This window comes from Pseudomonas sp. SDO5522_S412, from assembly GCF_054071215.1.
Genome location: NZ_JBSVWQ010000128.1, coordinates 1 through 16,541 on the forward strand (window position 1 = coordinate 1; position 16,541 = coordinate 16,541).

Below are 16,541 nucleotides of genomic sequence, written 5' to 3' on the forward strand. Positions count from 1 at the left end.
GCATATATCAACTGACACACCGCCTTCGCGAGCAAGCCCGCTCCCACATTTTTGATGGCGTTCGCAATTTTAGATTTTATAGAGGCACAGCTCGGCAGTGGCGCGGATCATTGCCAGTTGGTGCAGCGGGTCTTTGGCAGGTGCGCGATTGGCCTGGGCCAGCCACTGCGGGCATTGCGGGTTGGTGCGCTCCGGGGTGAAGTCCGCCAGCTGTTGCAGCAGGCGTTTTTGCAGCAGGTCCAGTTTAGGGCGGATCTGGCCGACCAGATCCGGGCGTGGGTCATTCGGCGCCTTGCCTTGCAGCTGCCAGTCGGAAAGGTGGGCGTACTGCACCAGTTTGTTCGCCTCGATCTGGGCCGAGAAAAACTGCTCGGCCTTTGCCGGTGCCAGTTTGTAGCTCGGCGCCTGGGCGACGACGCTGGCGATCACGTCCTGCTCCCGTGGGCGGTCTTCGACGGGCTTGTGGCTGTCCCATTTGCTCAGGGCCACCTGGTCGGCAATCGCCAGGCGTTCGGCAATGCTGTCGAGCAGCGGGGCGAGGGTGGGTGGTGCTGCGAATACATTGGCGCTGATGGCCAGCAAGATGAACCCAATTTTGAGTTTCAAGGCAGATCCCTCTTCTGTAGGGGCGAGCTTGCTCGCGAAGGTCGTTAACGATAACGCGTAAATATTGAAGAAATGCGGTGCCTTTGAATTTTTCGCGGGCAAGCCGGCTCCCACAGGGTTTTGCGGGCAAAAAAAGACCTCCCGAAGGAGGCCTTTTTCATCACGCCGCGTTACGCAGCGCTACCGGATCAGCAGCTGTAGTACAGCTCGTATTCCAGTGGGTGTACGAAGGTGCGGACCTTGATTTCTTCTTCGCTTTTCAGGGCGATGTAGGCATCGATAAAGTCGTCGCTGAACACGCCGCCTTTGGTCAGGAACGCACGGCCCTTGTCCAGCTCTTCCAGGGCTTCTTTCAGGCTGCCGCACACTTGTGGGATCTCTTTGGCCTCTTCAGGCGGCAGGTCGTACAAGTTTTTGTCGGCGGCATCGCCAGGGTGGATCTTGTTCTGGATACCGTCCAGGCCGGCCATGACCAGGGCAGCGAAGGCCAGGTACGGGTTGGCTGCCGGATCCGGGAAACGGGCTTCGATACGGCGAGCGCGAGGGCTGGACACGTAAGGAATACGGATCGAAGCGGAACGGTTGCGAGCCGAGTAGGCGAGCATTACCGGAGCTTCGAAACCTGGGACCAGACGCTTGTAGGAGTTGGTCGATGGGTTGGTGAAGCCGTTCAGGGCCTTACCGTGCTTGATGATACCGCCGATGAAGTACAGGGCAGTGTCGGACAGGCCGGCATAACCTTCGCCAGCGAAGGTGTTCTTGCCTTCTTTGGCGATGGACAGGTGAACGTGCATACCCGAACCGTTATCGCCGTACAGAGGCTTAGGCATGAAGGTAGCGGTACGGCCGTAGGCATCAGCCACGTTGTGTACGCAGTACTTCAGGGTCTGAACTTCGTCAGCCTTGGCAACCAGGGTGTTGAACTTCACGCCGATTTCGTTCTGGCCGGCAGTCGCCACTTCGTGGTGGTGAACTTCGATGACCAGGCCCATCTCTTCCATGGCGTTGCACATGGAGGTACGGATTTCGTGGTCGTGGTCGAACGGAGGAACCGGGAAGTAGCCGCCTTTGATACCTGGACGGTGGCCTTTGTTGCCGCCTTCCACGTCCTGGTCGGACATCCACGAACCTTGTTCGGAGAAGATCTTGAACATGGAGCCAGAGATGTCGGACTTGAACTTGACCGAATCAAAGATGAAGAATTCTGGTTCCGGGCCTACGAATACGGTGTCGCCGATACCGGTCGACTTCAGGTATTCCTCGGCACGCTTGGCGATCGCACGTGGGTCACGGTCGTAGCCCTGCATGGTCGAAGGCTCGATCACGTCGCAGACGATGATCAAGGTTGGGTCTTCGGTGAACGGGTCGAGTACGGCAGTGCTGTCGTCCGGCATCAGGATCATGTCGGAAGCTTCGATGCCTTTCCAGCCGGCAATGGAGGAGCCGTCGAACATTTTGCCTTCTTCGAAGAAGGCGTCATCCAGCGCGTCGCGAGCCGGCATGGTCACGTGGTGCTGAGTGCCTTTGGTGTCCGTGAAGCGCAGATCAATCCATTTGACGTCATGATCTTTGATGAGTTGAACCGACTTCGACATAGTGTCCTCCGGGTGGCTTCGGGCTGGGGTAGTGGAGTAGCCCTTAGAATGTGGGTGATGCCGGCGCGAATACTCGACCAAGGCAACCTGCCTCACAAGAGAGCAAATTGCATGCCAGTGCCCCGACATGGGTTTTTTGCCACAAAAACGCCCCTATAAAGGTGCAATCCGCTGAAACGGAAGAAATTGCGCACCGCAATGTAGCGCTTATTTTGGTTTATGACCCGTTTTGGTGCGCGAAAGGTCAGTTGCATATTAACTGGTTAAACCTTGAGCGATTTCCGCTATAATCCGCGCCCCCCTTTTTCGGCTGGGCCTGCGCGCGCTGTTTTCATGAAATTAATCGTTAAAGTCTTCCCCGAGATCACCATCAAGAGCCGACCGGTACGGATGCGTTTCATCCGTCAATTGGCCAAGAACATCCGTGCCGTGCTCCGCGATGTGGACCCGGCTGTGGTGGTGAATGGTGTGTGGGACAATCTCGAGCTGGAAACCCGCCTCACAGACCCCAAGGCCCTGAAGGACATGACCGAGCGCCTGAGCTGCGTGCCGGGCATCGCGCATTTCCTGCAGGTCGACGAGTACCCGCTGGGCGACTTCGACGACATCACCGAAAAGTGCAAGCAGCACTACGGCGATGTGCTGGCAGGCAAGGTGTTTTCAGTGCGTTGCAAACGCGCCGGCAAGCACCCGTTCAGCTCCATGGATGTCGAGAAATACGTGGGCAGCAAGCTGCGTCGCGAGTGCGGCGCTGCCGGAATTTCCCTGAAAGAGCCGCAAATTGAAGTGCGGATGGAAATTCGCGACCAACGGTTGTTTGTGATCCACAGCCAGCACGACAGCATCGGCGGCTACCCGCTGGGTGCCCTGGAACAGACCCTGGTATTGATGTCCGGCGGTTTCGATTCCACTGTCGCGGCCTACCAGATCATGCGCCGCGGGCTGATGAGCCACTTCTGCTTCTTCAACCTGGGCGGGCGTGCACACGAATTGGGCGTGATGGAAGTCGCGCATTACATCTGGAAGAAGTACGGCAGCTCGCAACGGGTGCTGTTTGTCAGCGTACCGTTCGAGGAAGTCCTGGGAGAAATTCTCGGGAAAGTCGATAACAGTCATATGGGCGTAGTATTGAAGCGTATGATGTTACGCGCTGCGTCCCGAATCGCGGATCGGCTGGAAATCGACGCACTGGTCACCGGTGAAGCGATTTCCCAGGTGTCCAGCCAGACCCTGCCGAACCTGTCGTTGATCGACTCTGTGACCGAGAAGCTGGTACTGCGCCCGCTGATCGCCAGTCACAAGCAAGACATCATCGACCTGGCGACCCAGATCGGCACGGCGGATTTCGCCAAGCACATGCCGGAATATTGCGGGGTCATCTCGGTGAACCCCAAGACCCACGCCAAGCGCAACCGCGTGGAGTACGAAGAACAACAGTTCGATATGGCGGTGCTCGAGCGTGCGCTTGAGAACGCCAAGCTGGTGCCGATCGATCGGGTTATCGACGAATTGGGCCAGGATTTGCAGATCGAAGAAGTCAGCGAGGCTCTGGCCGGTCAGATCATCATCGACATCCGTCACCCGGATGCCGCTGAAGACGAGCCGCTGGAAATTGCTGGCATCGACGTACAAACGCTGCCGTTCTATGCATTGAATGCGCGTTTCAAGGAACTGGATGACAGCCGTCAGTACCTGTTGTATTGCGACAAAGGCGTGATGAGTCGCCTGCATGCCCACCATTTGCTCAGTGAGGGGCATGCCAATGTGCGCGTTTATCGACCGAGCTAAGAGCCCGGGGCTGTTTGCCTGTGGCCTGCGTCACCGGCCCCCCGACTCTGCCGTCAAGCTGTAACGGCAAGGCCTGACTCTACTGTTAATCGCTGCCACGACCTGTCAGCACACCGAATCCTCTGATCGAGATACACAAGTGATCGAAAATCTACGCAACATCGCCATCATTGCTCACGTTGACCATGGTAAGACCACCCTGGTAGACAAACTCTTGCGTCAATCCGGCACCCTGGAGCGCAACGAGCTCAACGACGAGCGCGTGATGGACTCCAACGACCAGGAGAAAGAGCGCGGTATTACCATTCTGGCGAAAAACACCGCCATCAACTGGAACGGCTACCACATCAACATCGTGGATACCCCGGGCCACGCCGACTTCGGCGGCGAAGTTGAACGCGTAATGTCGATGGTTGACTCCGTTCTGCTGCTGGTTGACGCTCAAGACGGCCCTATGCCGCAAACCCGTTTCGTGACCAAGAAGGCTTTCGAAGCCGGCCTGCGTCCGATCGTGTGCATCAACAAGGTTGACCGTCCAGGCGCGCGTCCGGACTGGGTTCTGGATCAGATCTTCGACCTGTTCGACAACCTGGGTGCCACCGAAGAACAGCTGGACTTCAAAGTCGTCTACGCCTCGGCCCTGAACGGCATTGCCGGTCTGGAACACACCGACATGGCTGAAGACATGACCCCGCTGTACCAGTCGATCGTCGACAACGTACCGGCTCCGAAAGTTGACCGTGAAGGCCCGTTCCAGATGCAAATCTCGGCACTGGACTACAACAGCTTCCTGGGTGTTATCGGTGTTGGCCGTATCGCTCGTGGTAGCGTCAAGCCGAACACTCCGGTGGTCGCCATCGGCGCCGACGGCAAGAAGCGCAACGGTCGTATCCTGAAGCTGATGGGTCACCACGGCCTGCACCGCATCGACGTTGAAGAAGCGTTTGCCGGTGACATCGTGTGTGTGAGCGGTATGGACTCGCTGTTCATCTCCGACACCCTGTGCCAGCCGGACAACGTCGAGGCGATGAAGCCTCTGACCGTTGACGAGCCAACCGTTTCCATGACCTTCCAGGTAAACGACTCGCCTTTCTGCGGTAAAGAAGGCAAGTTCGTGACTTCCCGTAACATCAAGGAACGTCTGGACAAAGAGCTGCTGTACAACGTTGCTCTGCGCGTTGAAGAAGGCGACTCGGCTGACAAGTTCAAGGTTTCCGGCCGTGGTGAGCTGCATCTCTCGGTACTGATCGAAACCATGCGTCGCGAAGGCTTCGAAATGGGCGTTGGTCGTCCTGAAGTGATCATCCGTCAGGTTGACGGCGTGAAGCAGGAACCGTTTGAAAACGTCACCATCGACACCCCTGAAGAATCCCAGGGCAAGGTCATGGAAGAAATGGGCCTGCGTAAGGGCGACCTGACCAACATGGTGCCGGATGGCAAAGGCCGTGTGCGTCTGGAATACAACATCCCTGCTCGTGGTCTGATCGGTTTCCGTAACCAGTTCCTGACCCTGACCAACGGTGCTGGCATCCTGACCTCGATCTTCGATCGCTACGACACCATGAAGTCCGGCGACATGTCCGGTCGTCAGAACGGTGTTCTGGTATCGGTAGAAACCGGCAAGGCGCTGACCTACTCCCTGGAAACCCTCCAGGCGCGTGGCAAGCTGTTCGTTGAACACGGTCAAGAGATCTACAACGGTCAGATCGTTGGCCTGAACAGCCGTGACAACGACATGGGCGTCAACCCAACCAAAGGCAAGAAGCTCGACAACATGCGTGCTTCGGGTAAAGACGAAACCATCGCTCTGGTTCCACCTGTTCGCTTCACCCTGGAACAGGCTCTGGAATTCATCCAGGACGACGAGCTGTGCGAAGTTACGCCTAAGTCGATCCGCCTGCGTAAGAAGATCCTGGACGAAGGCGAGCGTACCCGCGCTGCCAAGAAAGCCAAGAACTGAGTTAACTCAGGCTGAATGAAAAACGCCCCCGGTCGAAAGGCCGGGGGCGTTTTTTTATGCCTGCAATATCTGTAGTGACTGTGCGGGCCCCTTCGCGAGCAAGCCCGCTCCCACATTCGACCGCGTTTTTTCAGGATGAATGAGGTCAAGTGTGGGAGCGGGCTTGCCCGCGAAAGCGGTAGTTCAAGCAATAAAAAATCTGGATCAGAACTTGTCGAGGGTCTTGAACCTGGTCTCGCGCACCACTTCCTTCGGCTTGTACGCGCAATACCCCGGGCGCGGCCCGATTTTCGGGTGATTGCGGCAAGTATCCGGGCGCTTGTCATAAATAGTGCAGAAGCGGCTCTTACGATCCAGGTACAGGCAATCGTTGTTGCTCATGCGCTGCAGGGTGAAGATCTCGGATTTGGCGTTGAAGCGCTCGACGATGCCTTCCTTCTGCAAGCGCTTGGCGATGTTCTTCGGCGGGTCGCCACGCTCGAACTCATCGACGATGCCGATGCGGATCAGGTCCTTGATCTTCACCTCAACCGGCAGGGTGCAGCAGCTCGACACACAGCCGCCACACATATGGCTTGAGTATTTCTGCCAGGTCTCGAGACGGTCGAGTTCCGCGGCGGCGATCAGTTGAGGCTTCATCAGGTTTCCAAGAGGGGTGTTATCCGGCGCGGGATCATACCGGAACTGGTGGTTTTTTGAACAATATCTTCCAGCTTTCAGCTCGAAGGCTGTGCCGGGCCACAAACGGGCACGGCCCCTGCATCAAATTCCCGCAAAGGTGAATGAGTTAAAAAACTGCCGAACCAGAGCGTCTACCGTCTGTCAGACCGTCTAGGCTCTAGCAACTCCTTCTATCTCGCCCGAGGTCGCATCGATGTCTCAGGAACCGCTTGTACGAGAAGCAGAGGTAGCCGCATTTCGCGATGCCGTCTTGACCAAACTTACCTATGCGGTGGGCAAGGACCCCGATCACGCCTTCGACCACGATTGGTTTGAAGCCATCGCACTGGCCGCCCGCGACCACATGGTCGACCACTGGATGGACCACACGCGGCACATCTACCGCAAGGGACAGAAGCGGGTCTATTACCTCTCGCTGGAATTCCTGATCGGCCGTCTGCTCTACGACAGCCTGAGCAACCTTGGCTTGCTGGACGTGGCCCGTGAGGCCATGAGCGAGTTGGGTGTGGACATGGAGCGCATTCGCCTGCTGGAGCCCGACGCGGCCCTGGGCAACGGTGGCCTTGGCCGCCTGGCGGCCTGCTTCATGGAAAGCATGTCGACCCTTGGTATCGCCGGCCATGGCTATGGCATTCGGTATGAGCACGGCCTGTTTCGCCAGGCGATTGTCGATGGCTGGCAGCAGGAGCAAACCGAACGCTGGCTGGATTTCGGCAACCCCTGGGAGTTCGAGCGCGCCGAAGTGATCTACCCGATCGGCTTTGGCGGTGGTGTGGAAACCGTGCTGGACGCGTCCGGCAAGTCGATCCAGGTCTGGTCGCCGAATGAAACCGTACGCGCGGTGGCGTATGACACCCCGGTCGTCGGCTGGCGCGGCGCCAGCGTCAACACCTTGCGCCTGTGGCGTGCCCGTGCGGTGGAAGACCTGCACCTGGAACGTTTCAACGCCGGTGACCACTTGGGCGCCGTCGCCGAGGTGGCCCGCGCCGAAAGCATCTCCCGAGTGCTTTACCCGGCCGACAGCACCGAAGCAGGGCAGGAGCTGCGCCTGCGCCAGGAGTACTTCTTCGTCTCCGCCTCGTTGCAGGATCTGCTGCGTCGCCACAAGAACATGCACGGCTCGGTATTGAGCCTGGGCGAGCACGCGGCCATCCAGCTCAACGACACTCACCCGTCGATCGCGGTGGCCGAGTTGATGCGTCAGTTGGTGGACCTGCACGACATCCCGTGGGATGCCGCCTGGGACGTCACCGTCGAAACCCTTTCGTACACCAACCACACCTTGCTCCCCGAGGCGTTGGAAACCTGGCCGGTCGGCCTGATGGAGCGCATGCTGCCGCGGCACATGCAGATCATCTACCTGATCAACGCCCAGCATATCGACTCGCTGCGGGCCAAGGACATCCATGACTTCGACGTGCTGCGTGCCGTCTCGCTGATCGAAGAAGACAACGGTCGCCGCGTACGCATGGGCAACCTGGCGTTCCTCGGCTCCCACAGTGTCAACGGCGTATCCGGCCTGCACACTCAACTGATGCGCAGCACGGTGTTCTCCGAACTGCACAAGCTCTACCCGGACCGCATCAACAACAAAACCAACGGCATTACCTTCCGCCGCTGGCTGTACCAGGCCAACCCCAAGCTCACGGCGATGCTGGTGGAGGCACTGGGCCCGGACGTGCTGGATAACCCCGAACAGCGCCTGGCAGACCTGGAACCGTTTGCCGAGAAGCAAGCCTTTCGCAAGGCCTTCGCCGAACAGCGCCTGCACAGTAAGCGGGCACTGGCAGACATCATTCACGAGCGCCTGGGGATTTCGGTCAACCCGGCGGCGATGTTCGATGTGCAGGTCAAGCGGATCCACGAGTACAAGCGCCAGCTGCTGAACCTGATGCACACCGTCGCGCTGTACCAGGCGATCCGGGCCGAGCCGGGCACCGACTGGGTGCCGCGGGTGAAGATCTTCGCCGGCAAGGCCGCGGCCAGCTATCACCAGGCCAAGCTGATCATCAAGCTGACCAACGACATCGCCCGTACTGTCAACAACGACCCCACCGTGCGCGGGTTGCTCAAGGTGGTATTCCTGCCCAACTACAACGTCAGCCTGGCGGAAAGCATCATTCCGGCGGCCGACTTGTCGGAGCAGATTTCCACCGCCGGCTTTGAAGCCTCGGGCACCAGCAACATGAAATTCGGCCTCAACGGCGCGCTGACCATCGGCACCATGGACGGCGCCAACGTCGAGATGCACGAGCGCGTGGGTGCCGACCACATGTTCATCTTCGGCCTCAGCGCCCAGCAGGTGGAAGCGCGCAAACACGCGGGCGAATTCAACGCCGGGCCAGAGATCGCCGCGTCCCATCGCTTGAATGATGTGCTGCAAGCGATTCGTGGCGGGGTGTTCTCACCGGATGATCCGGGCCGTTATGCCGGGTTGGTGGATTCGCTGATCGACTACGACCGCTTCCTGGTCTGTGCCGACTTCGATTCCTACTGGGATGCCCAGGCGCGGGTCGAGGCCCATTGGCACGACTCCAAGGAATGGTGGCGTTCGGCGGTGCTCAATACCGCGCGCATGGGCTGGTTCTCGTCGGACCGGACCATCCGCGAATACGCGACGGAAATCTGGAAAGCGTTGGATTAGACACTGCAATAAAAAATGTGGGAGCGGGCTTGCTCGCGAAAGCGCAGCGTCAGTCGACAAATTTGTGACTGATCCACCGCCTTCGCGAGCAAGCCCGCTCCCACATGGGGTCCGTGTCGATATACTGAGCATCGCCTTTGCCCGCTTCGGGCTGCTTAGGGATATCGACCATGCAATGGATTTTCATGCTGATTGGCCTGGTGCTCGGCTGGACGCTCGATGAGTCGTTCAGTGATGCGGGCATTGGAGCGCTGCTCGGTTTGGGCATTGGCCAGGCGATTCGCCTGTCGATGCTCGCCTCGCGTACGGAGGAACAAGGCCGTCAGCTGGAGTCTGCCCGCAACGCCCTGAAAGTGGTCGAGCAACGCCTGGCCTTGCTGGAAAGGCCTGCCGCCGTTGAAACCCCCGGACCTGTGTTTGTCGAAGAGCCGCTGCCGGTAGCGGCGCCGCCCGAACTCGTCTGGGAATTACCCGCCGAACTGGAACCCGCCTACGCAAGCGTGGTGGCCGAACCCAGCCAGCCATTGCCGGCTGATGTGTGGCGGGCCGAACCGAGCGCGAAAATCCCTGAACAACCTGCCGCGCCTGCGGTGCCTCGCGGCCCCAACTTTATCGAGCGCGCAATCAGCGGTGCCCGCAACTGGCTGTTCGGTGGCAACACCGTGCTGCGGGTCGGCGTGGTGTTGTTGTTCCTCGGCCTGGCCTTCCTGCTGCGCTATGCCACTGAAGGCATGGTGGTGCCAATCGAGTTGCGTTACGCAGGTGTCGCCGGTTGCGCATTGGCACTGCTGGGTCTGGGTTGGTGGCTGCGGCTGCGCAACAGTAATTACGGGTTGATGCTGCAGGGCACCGGCATTGCGGTGTTGTACCTCACGGTGTTCGCCGCGATGCGCCTGCACCCGTTGCTCGACCCCGGCGCGGCACTCGGCTTGCTGGTGGCGGTCACCGTTTTCTCGGCGATCCTGGCGATTACCCAGGACGCCCTCGGCCTGGCCTGCGCCGCCGCCCTCGGCGGTTTTGCGGCACCGATCCTCACGTCCACCGGCGCCGGCAACCATGTGGCGCTGTTCAGCTATTTCGCCCTGCTCAACGCAGGCATTCTCGCCATCGCCTGGTTCAAGGCCTGGCGCCTGCTCAATTTGATCGGTTTTGTCGGCACCTTCGGCATCGGCTTCGCCTGGGGCATGCGCTCCTATACACCGGAGCTGCTGTGGAGCACCGAGCCGTTCCTGATTCTATTTTTCCTGATGTACCTGGGCATCGGCCTGTTGTCCGCCCGGCGCAAGTTGCTGGAGATGCGCGACGCGCCGGACGATGACAGCCGTGGCGCGTTGCTGCGCTGGTCGGCGGCCAAGGGCGATTATGTCGACGGCAGCATGCTGTTCGGTCCGCCGCTGGTGGGCTTCGGTTTGCAGTTTGCGCTGGTGCAGCACCTGGAGTTTGCCGCTGCGTTCAGCGCGCTGGCCCTGGGCATTATCTATATGGGCCTGGCTCGTTTGCTGAGTGGCGGGCGCGCCTTGCTGCTGGCGGAAACTTGCCTGGCGCTGGGTGTGATCTTCGCCAGCCTGGCGATTCCGTTGGGCCTCGACGCACGCTGGACCGCGGCGGCCTGGGCCGTGGAAGGCGCCGGGATTTTCTGGCTCGGCCTGCGTCAGCAGCGGCCTTTGGCACGGGCGTTTGGCTTGCTGTTGCAAGTCGGTTCGGCGCTGGCGTTCCTCAGCGAATTGCGGATTGGCGAGACCAGCCTGCTGGACGGTGCACCCTTGGGTGCGTTGTTGCTGGGGGCGGCCTTGCTGTTCAGTTTCGACCAATTGCGCAAGGCGCCGGTGGAGCACGCGGCGCAGTGGGAGCGTCGAGGTTTGCCGGTATTGGCCTGCGTCGGCCTGGGCTTCTTGTACCTGCTCGCACCGTTGCTGCTGTGGACCCAAGGCACGGCCATCAGTTGGGCGCTTGCCGGTCTTGCGACCTTGCTGGTGGGCCTGCGCATCGGCTCGCGCACGTTCCTCTTCACCGCGTTTGCCGTGCAACTGCTGGGTGGTGCGCTGTTCCTGCTGCGCCTGCAAGCGGGGGCTGATTCAGGTGCGGTGTTCAGTGCGGGCTGGAGCGGCTTGCTCACCGCATCGCTGATTGGCCTGGCATTGATCGGCGGCATGCTGCTGGCCGCGCGGGACACCATGGTGCGCAGCGATGTGCGGTTGTTGCGTGGCCTGTCGGTGGTGTTGCTCGCCGGGTTGGTGCTGATCAACCTGGCGGTGCTGTTTGTGCTGCCGTGGGAGACCGCCAGCGGCGTGTGGGCGGCCAGTGGTTTGTTGATCATCTGGCTGAGCCTGTACCTGCAACAGCGCGTCAGTTTTGTCTTCGGGTTGTTGCTGCAAGTGATCGGCGGCGCTTCGTTCCTGATCGCGGTGCCGGACCTGCTCGGGCCGCTGGCCAGCGAGGGGTTGCGTCCTTTGGGCCATAGCGGTTTCTGGACGCCAACGGTGCTCGGGCTGGCGGCGCTGGTCGGTGCCTGGCGCTTGCAGCGCAGGCCTCATGCGCCGGTGTTCGAGGCGTTGAGTTTGCAGCGGCTGTCCGACGTGCTGCTGGTGTGGGGGGCGGGTTGGTGGACGCTGGCGTTGGTCAGCGAAGTGCTGCGTTTTGCACCATCGATGCTGCAAGGCACCTGGCTGTTGGCGGTAGCGGCGGTGAGTGTGGCGATCTGGGCGGTATTGGCCCTGAGGCTGCAATGGGCGTCGCTGGGCTTGCTGTGCACGCTGTTGATGCCGGCGGTGGGCGTGGTGTTGCTGGGCGCGTGGGGCTCGCGTTATCACCCGGCGGCGAACTTCGCCTGGCTGGCCTGGGCGGCGGTGTTTGCGGTGCACTTCGTGTCGCTGCGACGCCTGGCGTTGGTCATCCCGGAAAAAGCCCTGGGCGCCGCGCACGTGCTCGGCTGCTGGCTGTTGATCGGTGTGCTGGCGCTGGAGTTGCGCTACGGCCTGTTGTTGCTGTCCGAGGAATACAACGCCTGGCGCTGGCTGGGCTGGGCGATTCTGCCAAGCCTGTACCTGGTGCTGGCCGCCGCGCCACGCAGTTGGCCGTGGCCGGTGTCGGCGTACCCGCGCGAGTACCGGTTGTATGCCGCGTTGCCGCTGGCGGTGTTGATGCTCGGCTGGTTCTGGCTGGCGAATATCTTCAGCGACGGCACCGCCGAGCCGCTGCCGTATGTGCCGCTGCTCAACCCGCTGGATATTGGATTGCTATTCGCGCTGCTGGGTGTGTACCTGTGGTCCCGCAGTGCCGCACCGCAACGCGGGCCGCGCGCCGAACTGGTCGCCCAGGCGGTCTCCGGTGTCTCGTTGTTCGCCTTCTTCACTGCGCTGGTGATGCGCACGGCTCATCACTGGGGTGGCGTGCCGTTCCATCTGGATGCGTTGCTGGAGTCGATGCTGGTGCAGGCCGGGCTGTCGATCGTGTGGACCCTGATTGCCCTGAGCCTGATGATAGGCGGCCATCTGCGTCACCGGCGTGAGGTGTGGCTGATCGGTGCGGCATTGATTGCCGTGGTGGTGGCCAAATTGTTCTTCGTCGAATTGAGCAACCGCGGCGGGCTGGCGCGGATCGTATCGTTTATCGGTGTGGGCGGGCTGTTGCTGGTGGTGGGCTATTTCGCCCCGCTGCCCCCCAAGCGCCCCGAGCCGGTGGTTGAAACTGAAGGAGTGGCCTCTTGATGGGCAAGCTGAGTGTGGCGCTGTTGGGGTTGTGCACGACGTTATCGGCCTGGGCCCAGGAGACGCCCGCCGATTTCACCACGCGTGTGCCGCTGACGGTCAGTGGCGAAGGCCCGTGGTACCGCCTGGAACTGCCGCTGGCGGTGCAATTGAGCGCCCGTCAGGCCGACCTGAGTGATGTGCGGGTGTTCAACGCCGCTGGCGAGCCCCAGGCTTACGCGCTGGCGCGGCAGTCGGCGCAAAGCACCGAAAGCCGCAGCCTGTCCAACGTGAAGTGGTTCCCATTGTACGCTGCGGCTGACTCCTCCGAAGCCGTGCCCAGCGTGCGTGTGCAATCCACGTCCACCGGCACGCTGGTGCAAGTGCAGCCGCCGAGCCAACTGGAGGCCGGCGAAGAGGTCCTGCGCGGCTGGTTGCTCGACGCGAGTGCGATCAAGGCCCCGTTGCAGCAACTGATCCTCGACTGGACGAGCGAGCGCGACGGCTTCCAGCGTTTCAGCATCGAAGCCAGCGACGACTTGCAGCACTGGCGCGCCTGGGGCGAAGGGCAGGTGGCGCGGTTGTCGTTTGCCGATGAGCGCGTCGAGCAGCATGAAGTGAGTTTGCCGGGGCAGTCGGCGCGGTATCTGCGTCTGCTGTGGAAAGGCCAGGCGGCACCGGCGCTGACGTCGGCGCAGTTGGAGAGTGTCAGCGCCCACAACCTGCCGTTGCCGCTGGTGTGGTCGCAGCCGTTGTCGGGCAGCCGGCTCAAGGCCGGGGAATACAGCTGGCAGTTACCCAACGCACTGAACGTCGAACGCTTGCGAATCGACTTGAGCCAACCCAACAGCCTGGCGCCGGTCACCTTGTCGGGCCGCCGGGAAAGTAATCAGGCCTGGCAGCCCATGAGCAGCGGTTTGCTCTACCGGTTGACACAAAATGGCCAGGACGTTTTACAGAACGAACTGCAGTTGCCGGGCCAGGCTGTTGCGCAGCTCAAGCTCGACGTGGACGAGCGTGGTGGTGGCCTGGGCGTGGAGGCGCCGACCTTGAGCTTTGCGGTGCGGGCCACGCAGTTGGTGTTCCTGGCGCGGGGCGAGCCACCGTTCACCCTTGTGCTCGGCAATCCGTCGGTGAAAGGCGCGAACTTGCCGCTGTCGACCCTGATTCCGGACTACAGCGCCGAACGTCTCGCGGGGCTTGGGCAGGCCAAGGTGGCGGGCGAGGCGGTGGTCACATCGCCTGCGGTCGCGGCCCCGGTTGATGCCGGGCCGAACTGGAAAAAGCTCGGTCTTTGGGCCGTGCTGCTGCTCGGTGTGGCGGCCCTGGGCGCCATGGCCTACAGTTTGCTGCGCAAGCCACCGGTGGCACGTTAAATAAAGTCCATGAACTCTATTGGGTTTAAATCCTCTGATAGGAGGAAATACGCCCCGACTCGCGTTAAACTGCGCGGGTTTTTAGCCCCCCATTTCCGGAGCCTTCCATGTCCCGCGTTACCCTGAGTCGCTATTTGATCGAGCAGACCCGCAGCAACAACACGCCTGCCGATCTGCGCTTCCTTATCGAAGTGGTGGCGCGTGCTTGCAAGGAAATCAGCCACGCCGTGTCCAAAGGCGCGCTGGGTGGTGTCCTGGGCAGCATGGGCACTGAAAACGTACAAGGCGAAGTGCAGAAGAAGCTTGACGTGATCTCCAACGAAATCCTGCTCGAAGCCAACGAGTGGGGCGGTCACCTGGCCGGCATGGCGTCCGAAGAAATGGACAATGCCTACCAGATCCCGGGCAAATACCCGAAAGGCGCGTACCTGCTGGTATTCGACCCGCTGGACGGTTCGTCGAACATCGACATCAACGCGCCAGTCGGCACTATCTTCTCGGTACTGCGTTGCCCGAACGAATACCTGAGCCAGAACGAAGCCCTGAACGAAAAGGCCTTCCTGCAGCCGGGCACCGAGCAGGTAGCTGCCGGTTACGCGATCTACGGCCCACAGACCATGCTGGTGCTGACCCTGGGCGACGGCGTCAAGGGCTTCACCCTGGACCGCGAAATGGGCAGCTTCGTGCTCACCCATGAAGACATCACCATTCCTGCGTCCACCCAGGAATTTGCAATCAACATGTCCAACCAGCGTCACTGGGAAGAGCCGGTTACCCGCTATGTAGGCGAGTTGATGGCCGGCGAAGAAGGCCCGCTGAAGAAGAACTTCAACATGCGCTGGGTGGCTGCGATGGTTGCCGACGTGCACCGCATCCTGACCCGTGGTGGCCTGTTCATGTACCCACGCGACAGCCGTGAGCCGTCCAAGCCGGGCAAGCTGCGCCTGATGTACGAAGCCAACCCGATGTCGTTCCTGGTTGAACAGGCGGGCGGTGCGTCCACCGACGGCCACCAGCGCATCCTCGACATCCAGCCTGAAGGCCTGCACCAGCGCGTGGCGGTGTTCCTGGGTTCGAAGGAAGAAGTTGAGCGTGTGACCGGCTACCACAAGGCGTAAGTCCTTGCGGTAAGCAAAAGCCCCGAAACGTTTCAGCGTTTTCGGGGCTTTTTTGTTTTCGCTCGTCGGGAACCAGACACCTCTTTTCCCTTCTAAGCTTCTGGCAGACCCCCAAGCTGCTTCGTCTCTCCAGGAGTTTTTCCATGTCGTTACGCCGTCTCGCCCTGTTGTCGTTTTGCGTGCTTCTGGCCGCTTGCAGCAAGGTCACTCAAGAAAATTACGCAAAACTGTCGGCCGGCATGCCAAAGGCCGAGGTGGAGTCGTTGTTGGGCAAGCCGACTGATTGTTCTGGCGCGCTGGGTATGTCCAGTTGCACCTGGGGCGATAAAAACAGCTTTATCAGCGTGCAATATGCCGGTGACAAAGTACTGATTTTTTCCGGGCAAGGCCTGAAGTAAACCGGGGCGAAAGCCTGCGGGAGAAAAACAACATGATGCGTTTCGTTCTCTACCTCTGCGCCAGCCTGTTTTTGGCGGGCTGCGCCAGCCATTCTGGCGATGATCTGCAACCCAAGACTGTTGGCAGCGTCAACCTCAAGCGTTACCAGGGCACCTGGTATGAGTTGGCCCGTTTGCCGATGTACTTCCAGCGCAATTGTGCGCAGTCCGAAGCCCGCTACACGCTGTTGCCCGATGGCAACATGTCGGTGTTCAACCGCTGCCTGACCCCTGAGTGGAAGTGGCAGGAAGCCAAGGGCACCGCAACGCCGCAGGTCGCCGGCAAGACCGACAAACTGTGGGTCGAATTCAATAACTGGTTCACCTCGCTGTTGCCGGGCGTGGCCAAGGGCGATTACTGGGTGCTGTACGTCAGCGATGACTACAAGACCGCCATTGTCGGCAGCCCGAGCCGGCGCTACATGTGGTTGCTGTCGCGCACGCCGACGGTCAGCGCCGACACCCGCGAAGACCTGCTGAGCAGGGCGCGGCAGCAGGGGTATGACACCACGCGTTTGATCTGGCGTACGTCGGACAAGCAGATGGCGAAGACCTCGCAGTAATACGAAACAGCGCCAATCCAATGTGGGAGCGGGCTTGCTCGCGAATGCGGTGTGTCAGTCAACAGATGTATTGACTTATCCCCTTCT

At 60.6% G+C, this 16,541-nt stretch carries 11 protein-coding genes; 8 read left to right on the forward strand and 3 right to left on the reverse strand.

Features of this window, described 5'->3' with window-relative positions; translation table 11 throughout:
- Nucleotides 1–69 precede the first annotated feature (69 nt).
- A complete protein-coding gene (locus ACW9I6_RS21990) occupies nt 70–606 on the reverse strand; it encodes a chorismate mutase (RefSeq protein WP_457339828.1) in 537 nt (178 codons plus the stop codon).
- Between the two features lie 188 nt (nt 607–794).
- Nucleotides 795–2,201, reverse strand: coding sequence for a glutamate--ammonia ligase (glnA, locus tag ACW9I6_RS21995; protein ID WP_003217999.1), 1,407 nt, complete (start codon nt 2,199–2,201; stop codon nt 795–797).
- Nucleotides 2,202–2,534: 333 nt separating this feature from the next.
- Between glnA and thiI the strand changes: the two genes are divergently transcribed.
- The gene (thiI, locus tag ACW9I6_RS22000; protein WP_457339829.1) at nt 2,535–3,989 is read left to right on the forward strand and encodes a tRNA uracil 4-sulfurtransferase ThiI; all 1,455 of its coding nucleotides are present in this window, start codon (nt 2,535–2,537) and stop codon (nt 3,987–3,989) included.
- 139 nt (nt 3,990–4,128) lie between these two features.
- A complete protein-coding gene (gene typA / locus ACW9I6_RS22005) occupies nt 4,129–5,949 on the forward strand; it encodes a translational GTPase TypA (protein WP_003217997.1) in 1,821 nt (606 codons plus the stop codon).
- 204 nt (nt 5,950–6,153) lie between these two features.
- Here the strand turns inward: typA and ACW9I6_RS22010 are convergent, their stop codons facing one another.
- Entirely contained in the window at nt 6,154–6,588 is a 435-nt protein-coding gene (locus tag ACW9I6_RS22010; protein ID WP_003217996.1) for a YkgJ family cysteine cluster protein, read from the reverse strand.
- 235 nt (nt 6,589–6,823) lie between these two features.
- Between ACW9I6_RS22010 and ACW9I6_RS22015 the strand changes: the two genes are divergently transcribed.
- The 6 genes from ACW9I6_RS22015 (at nt 6,824) to ACW9I6_RS22040 (ending at nt 16,454) form a co-directional block, all read left to right on the forward strand.
- Nucleotides 6,824–9,274 carry a glycogen/starch/alpha-glucan phosphorylase gene (locus ACW9I6_RS22015; RefSeq protein ID WP_457339830.1) on the forward strand — a complete coding sequence of 817 codons (2,451 nt, stop codon included), beginning with the start codon at nt 6,824–6,826 and terminating at the stop codon, nt 9,272–9,274.
- 170 nt (nt 9,275–9,444) lie between these two features.
- Entirely contained in the window at nt 9,445–12,981 is a 3,537-nt protein-coding gene (locus tag ACW9I6_RS22020; RefSeq protein WP_457339831.1) for a DUF2339 domain-containing protein, read from the forward strand.
- Nucleotides 12,981–14,336, forward strand: a complete 1,356-nt coding sequence (locus tag ACW9I6_RS22025) for a DUF3999 domain-containing protein (protein WP_177122641.1) — start codon at nt 12,981–12,983, stop codon at nt 14,334–14,336. Before ACW9I6_RS22020 ends, ACW9I6_RS22025 begins: the two co-directional genes overlap by 1 nt.
- A gap of 107 nt (nt 14,337–14,443) precedes the next feature.
- The gene (locus tag ACW9I6_RS22030) at nt 14,444–15,454 is read left to right on the forward strand and encodes a class 1 fructose-bisphosphatase (protein ID WP_003217989.1); all 1,011 of its coding nucleotides are present in this window, start codon (nt 14,444–14,446) and stop codon (nt 15,452–15,454) included.
- Nucleotides 15,455–15,597: 143 nt separating this feature from the next.
- Nucleotides 15,598–15,852 carry a hypothetical protein gene (locus ACW9I6_RS22035; RefSeq protein WP_003217986.1) on the forward strand — a complete coding sequence of 85 codons (255 nt, stop codon included), beginning with the start codon at nt 15,598–15,600 and terminating at the stop codon, nt 15,850–15,852.
- Between the two features lie 32 nt (nt 15,853–15,884).
- Nucleotides 15,885–16,454: a lipocalin family protein gene (locus ACW9I6_RS22040; protein WP_003217984.1), complete on the forward strand. Its 570-nt coding sequence runs from the start codon at nt 15,885–15,887 to the stop codon at nt 16,452–16,454.
- Nucleotides 16,455–16,541: the final 87 nt, after the last annotated feature.

Bases quoted from the DNA above. Each gene is read 5' to 3' on its own strand.
- glnA (WP_003217999.1), bottom strand. From the start codon at position 2,201: ATGTCGAAGTCGGTTCAACTCATCAAAGATCATGACGTCAAATGGATT.
- ACW9I6_RS22010 (WP_003217996.1), bottom strand. From the start codon at position 6,588: ATGAAGCCTCAACTGATCGCCGCCGCGGAACTCGACCGTCTCGAGACC.
- ACW9I6_RS22040 (WP_003217984.1), top strand. From the start codon at position 15,885: ATGATGCGTTTCGTTCTCTACCTCTGCGCCAGCCTGTTTTTGGCGGGC.
- thiI (WP_457339829.1), top strand. From the start codon at position 2,535: ATGAAATTAATCGTTAAAGTCTTCCCCGAGATCACCATCAAGAGCCGA.
- ACW9I6_RS22015 (WP_457339830.1), top strand. From the start codon at position 6,824: ATGTCTCAGGAACCGCTTGTACGAGAAGCAGAGGTAGCCGCATTTCGC.
- ACW9I6_RS22030 (WP_003217989.1), top strand. From the start codon at position 14,444: ATGTCCCGCGTTACCCTGAGTCGCTATTTGATCGAGCAGACCCGCAGC.
- ACW9I6_RS22025 (WP_177122641.1), top strand. From the start codon at position 12,981: ATGGGCAAGCTGAGTGTGGCGCTGTTGGGGTTGTGCACGACGTTATCG.
- ACW9I6_RS22035 (WP_003217986.1), top strand. From the start codon at position 15,598: ATGTCGTTACGCCGTCTCGCCCTGTTGTCGTTTTGCGTGCTTCTGGCC.
- ACW9I6_RS22020 (WP_457339831.1), top strand. From the start codon at position 9,445: ATGCAATGGATTTTCATGCTGATTGGCCTGGTGCTCGGCTGGACGCTC.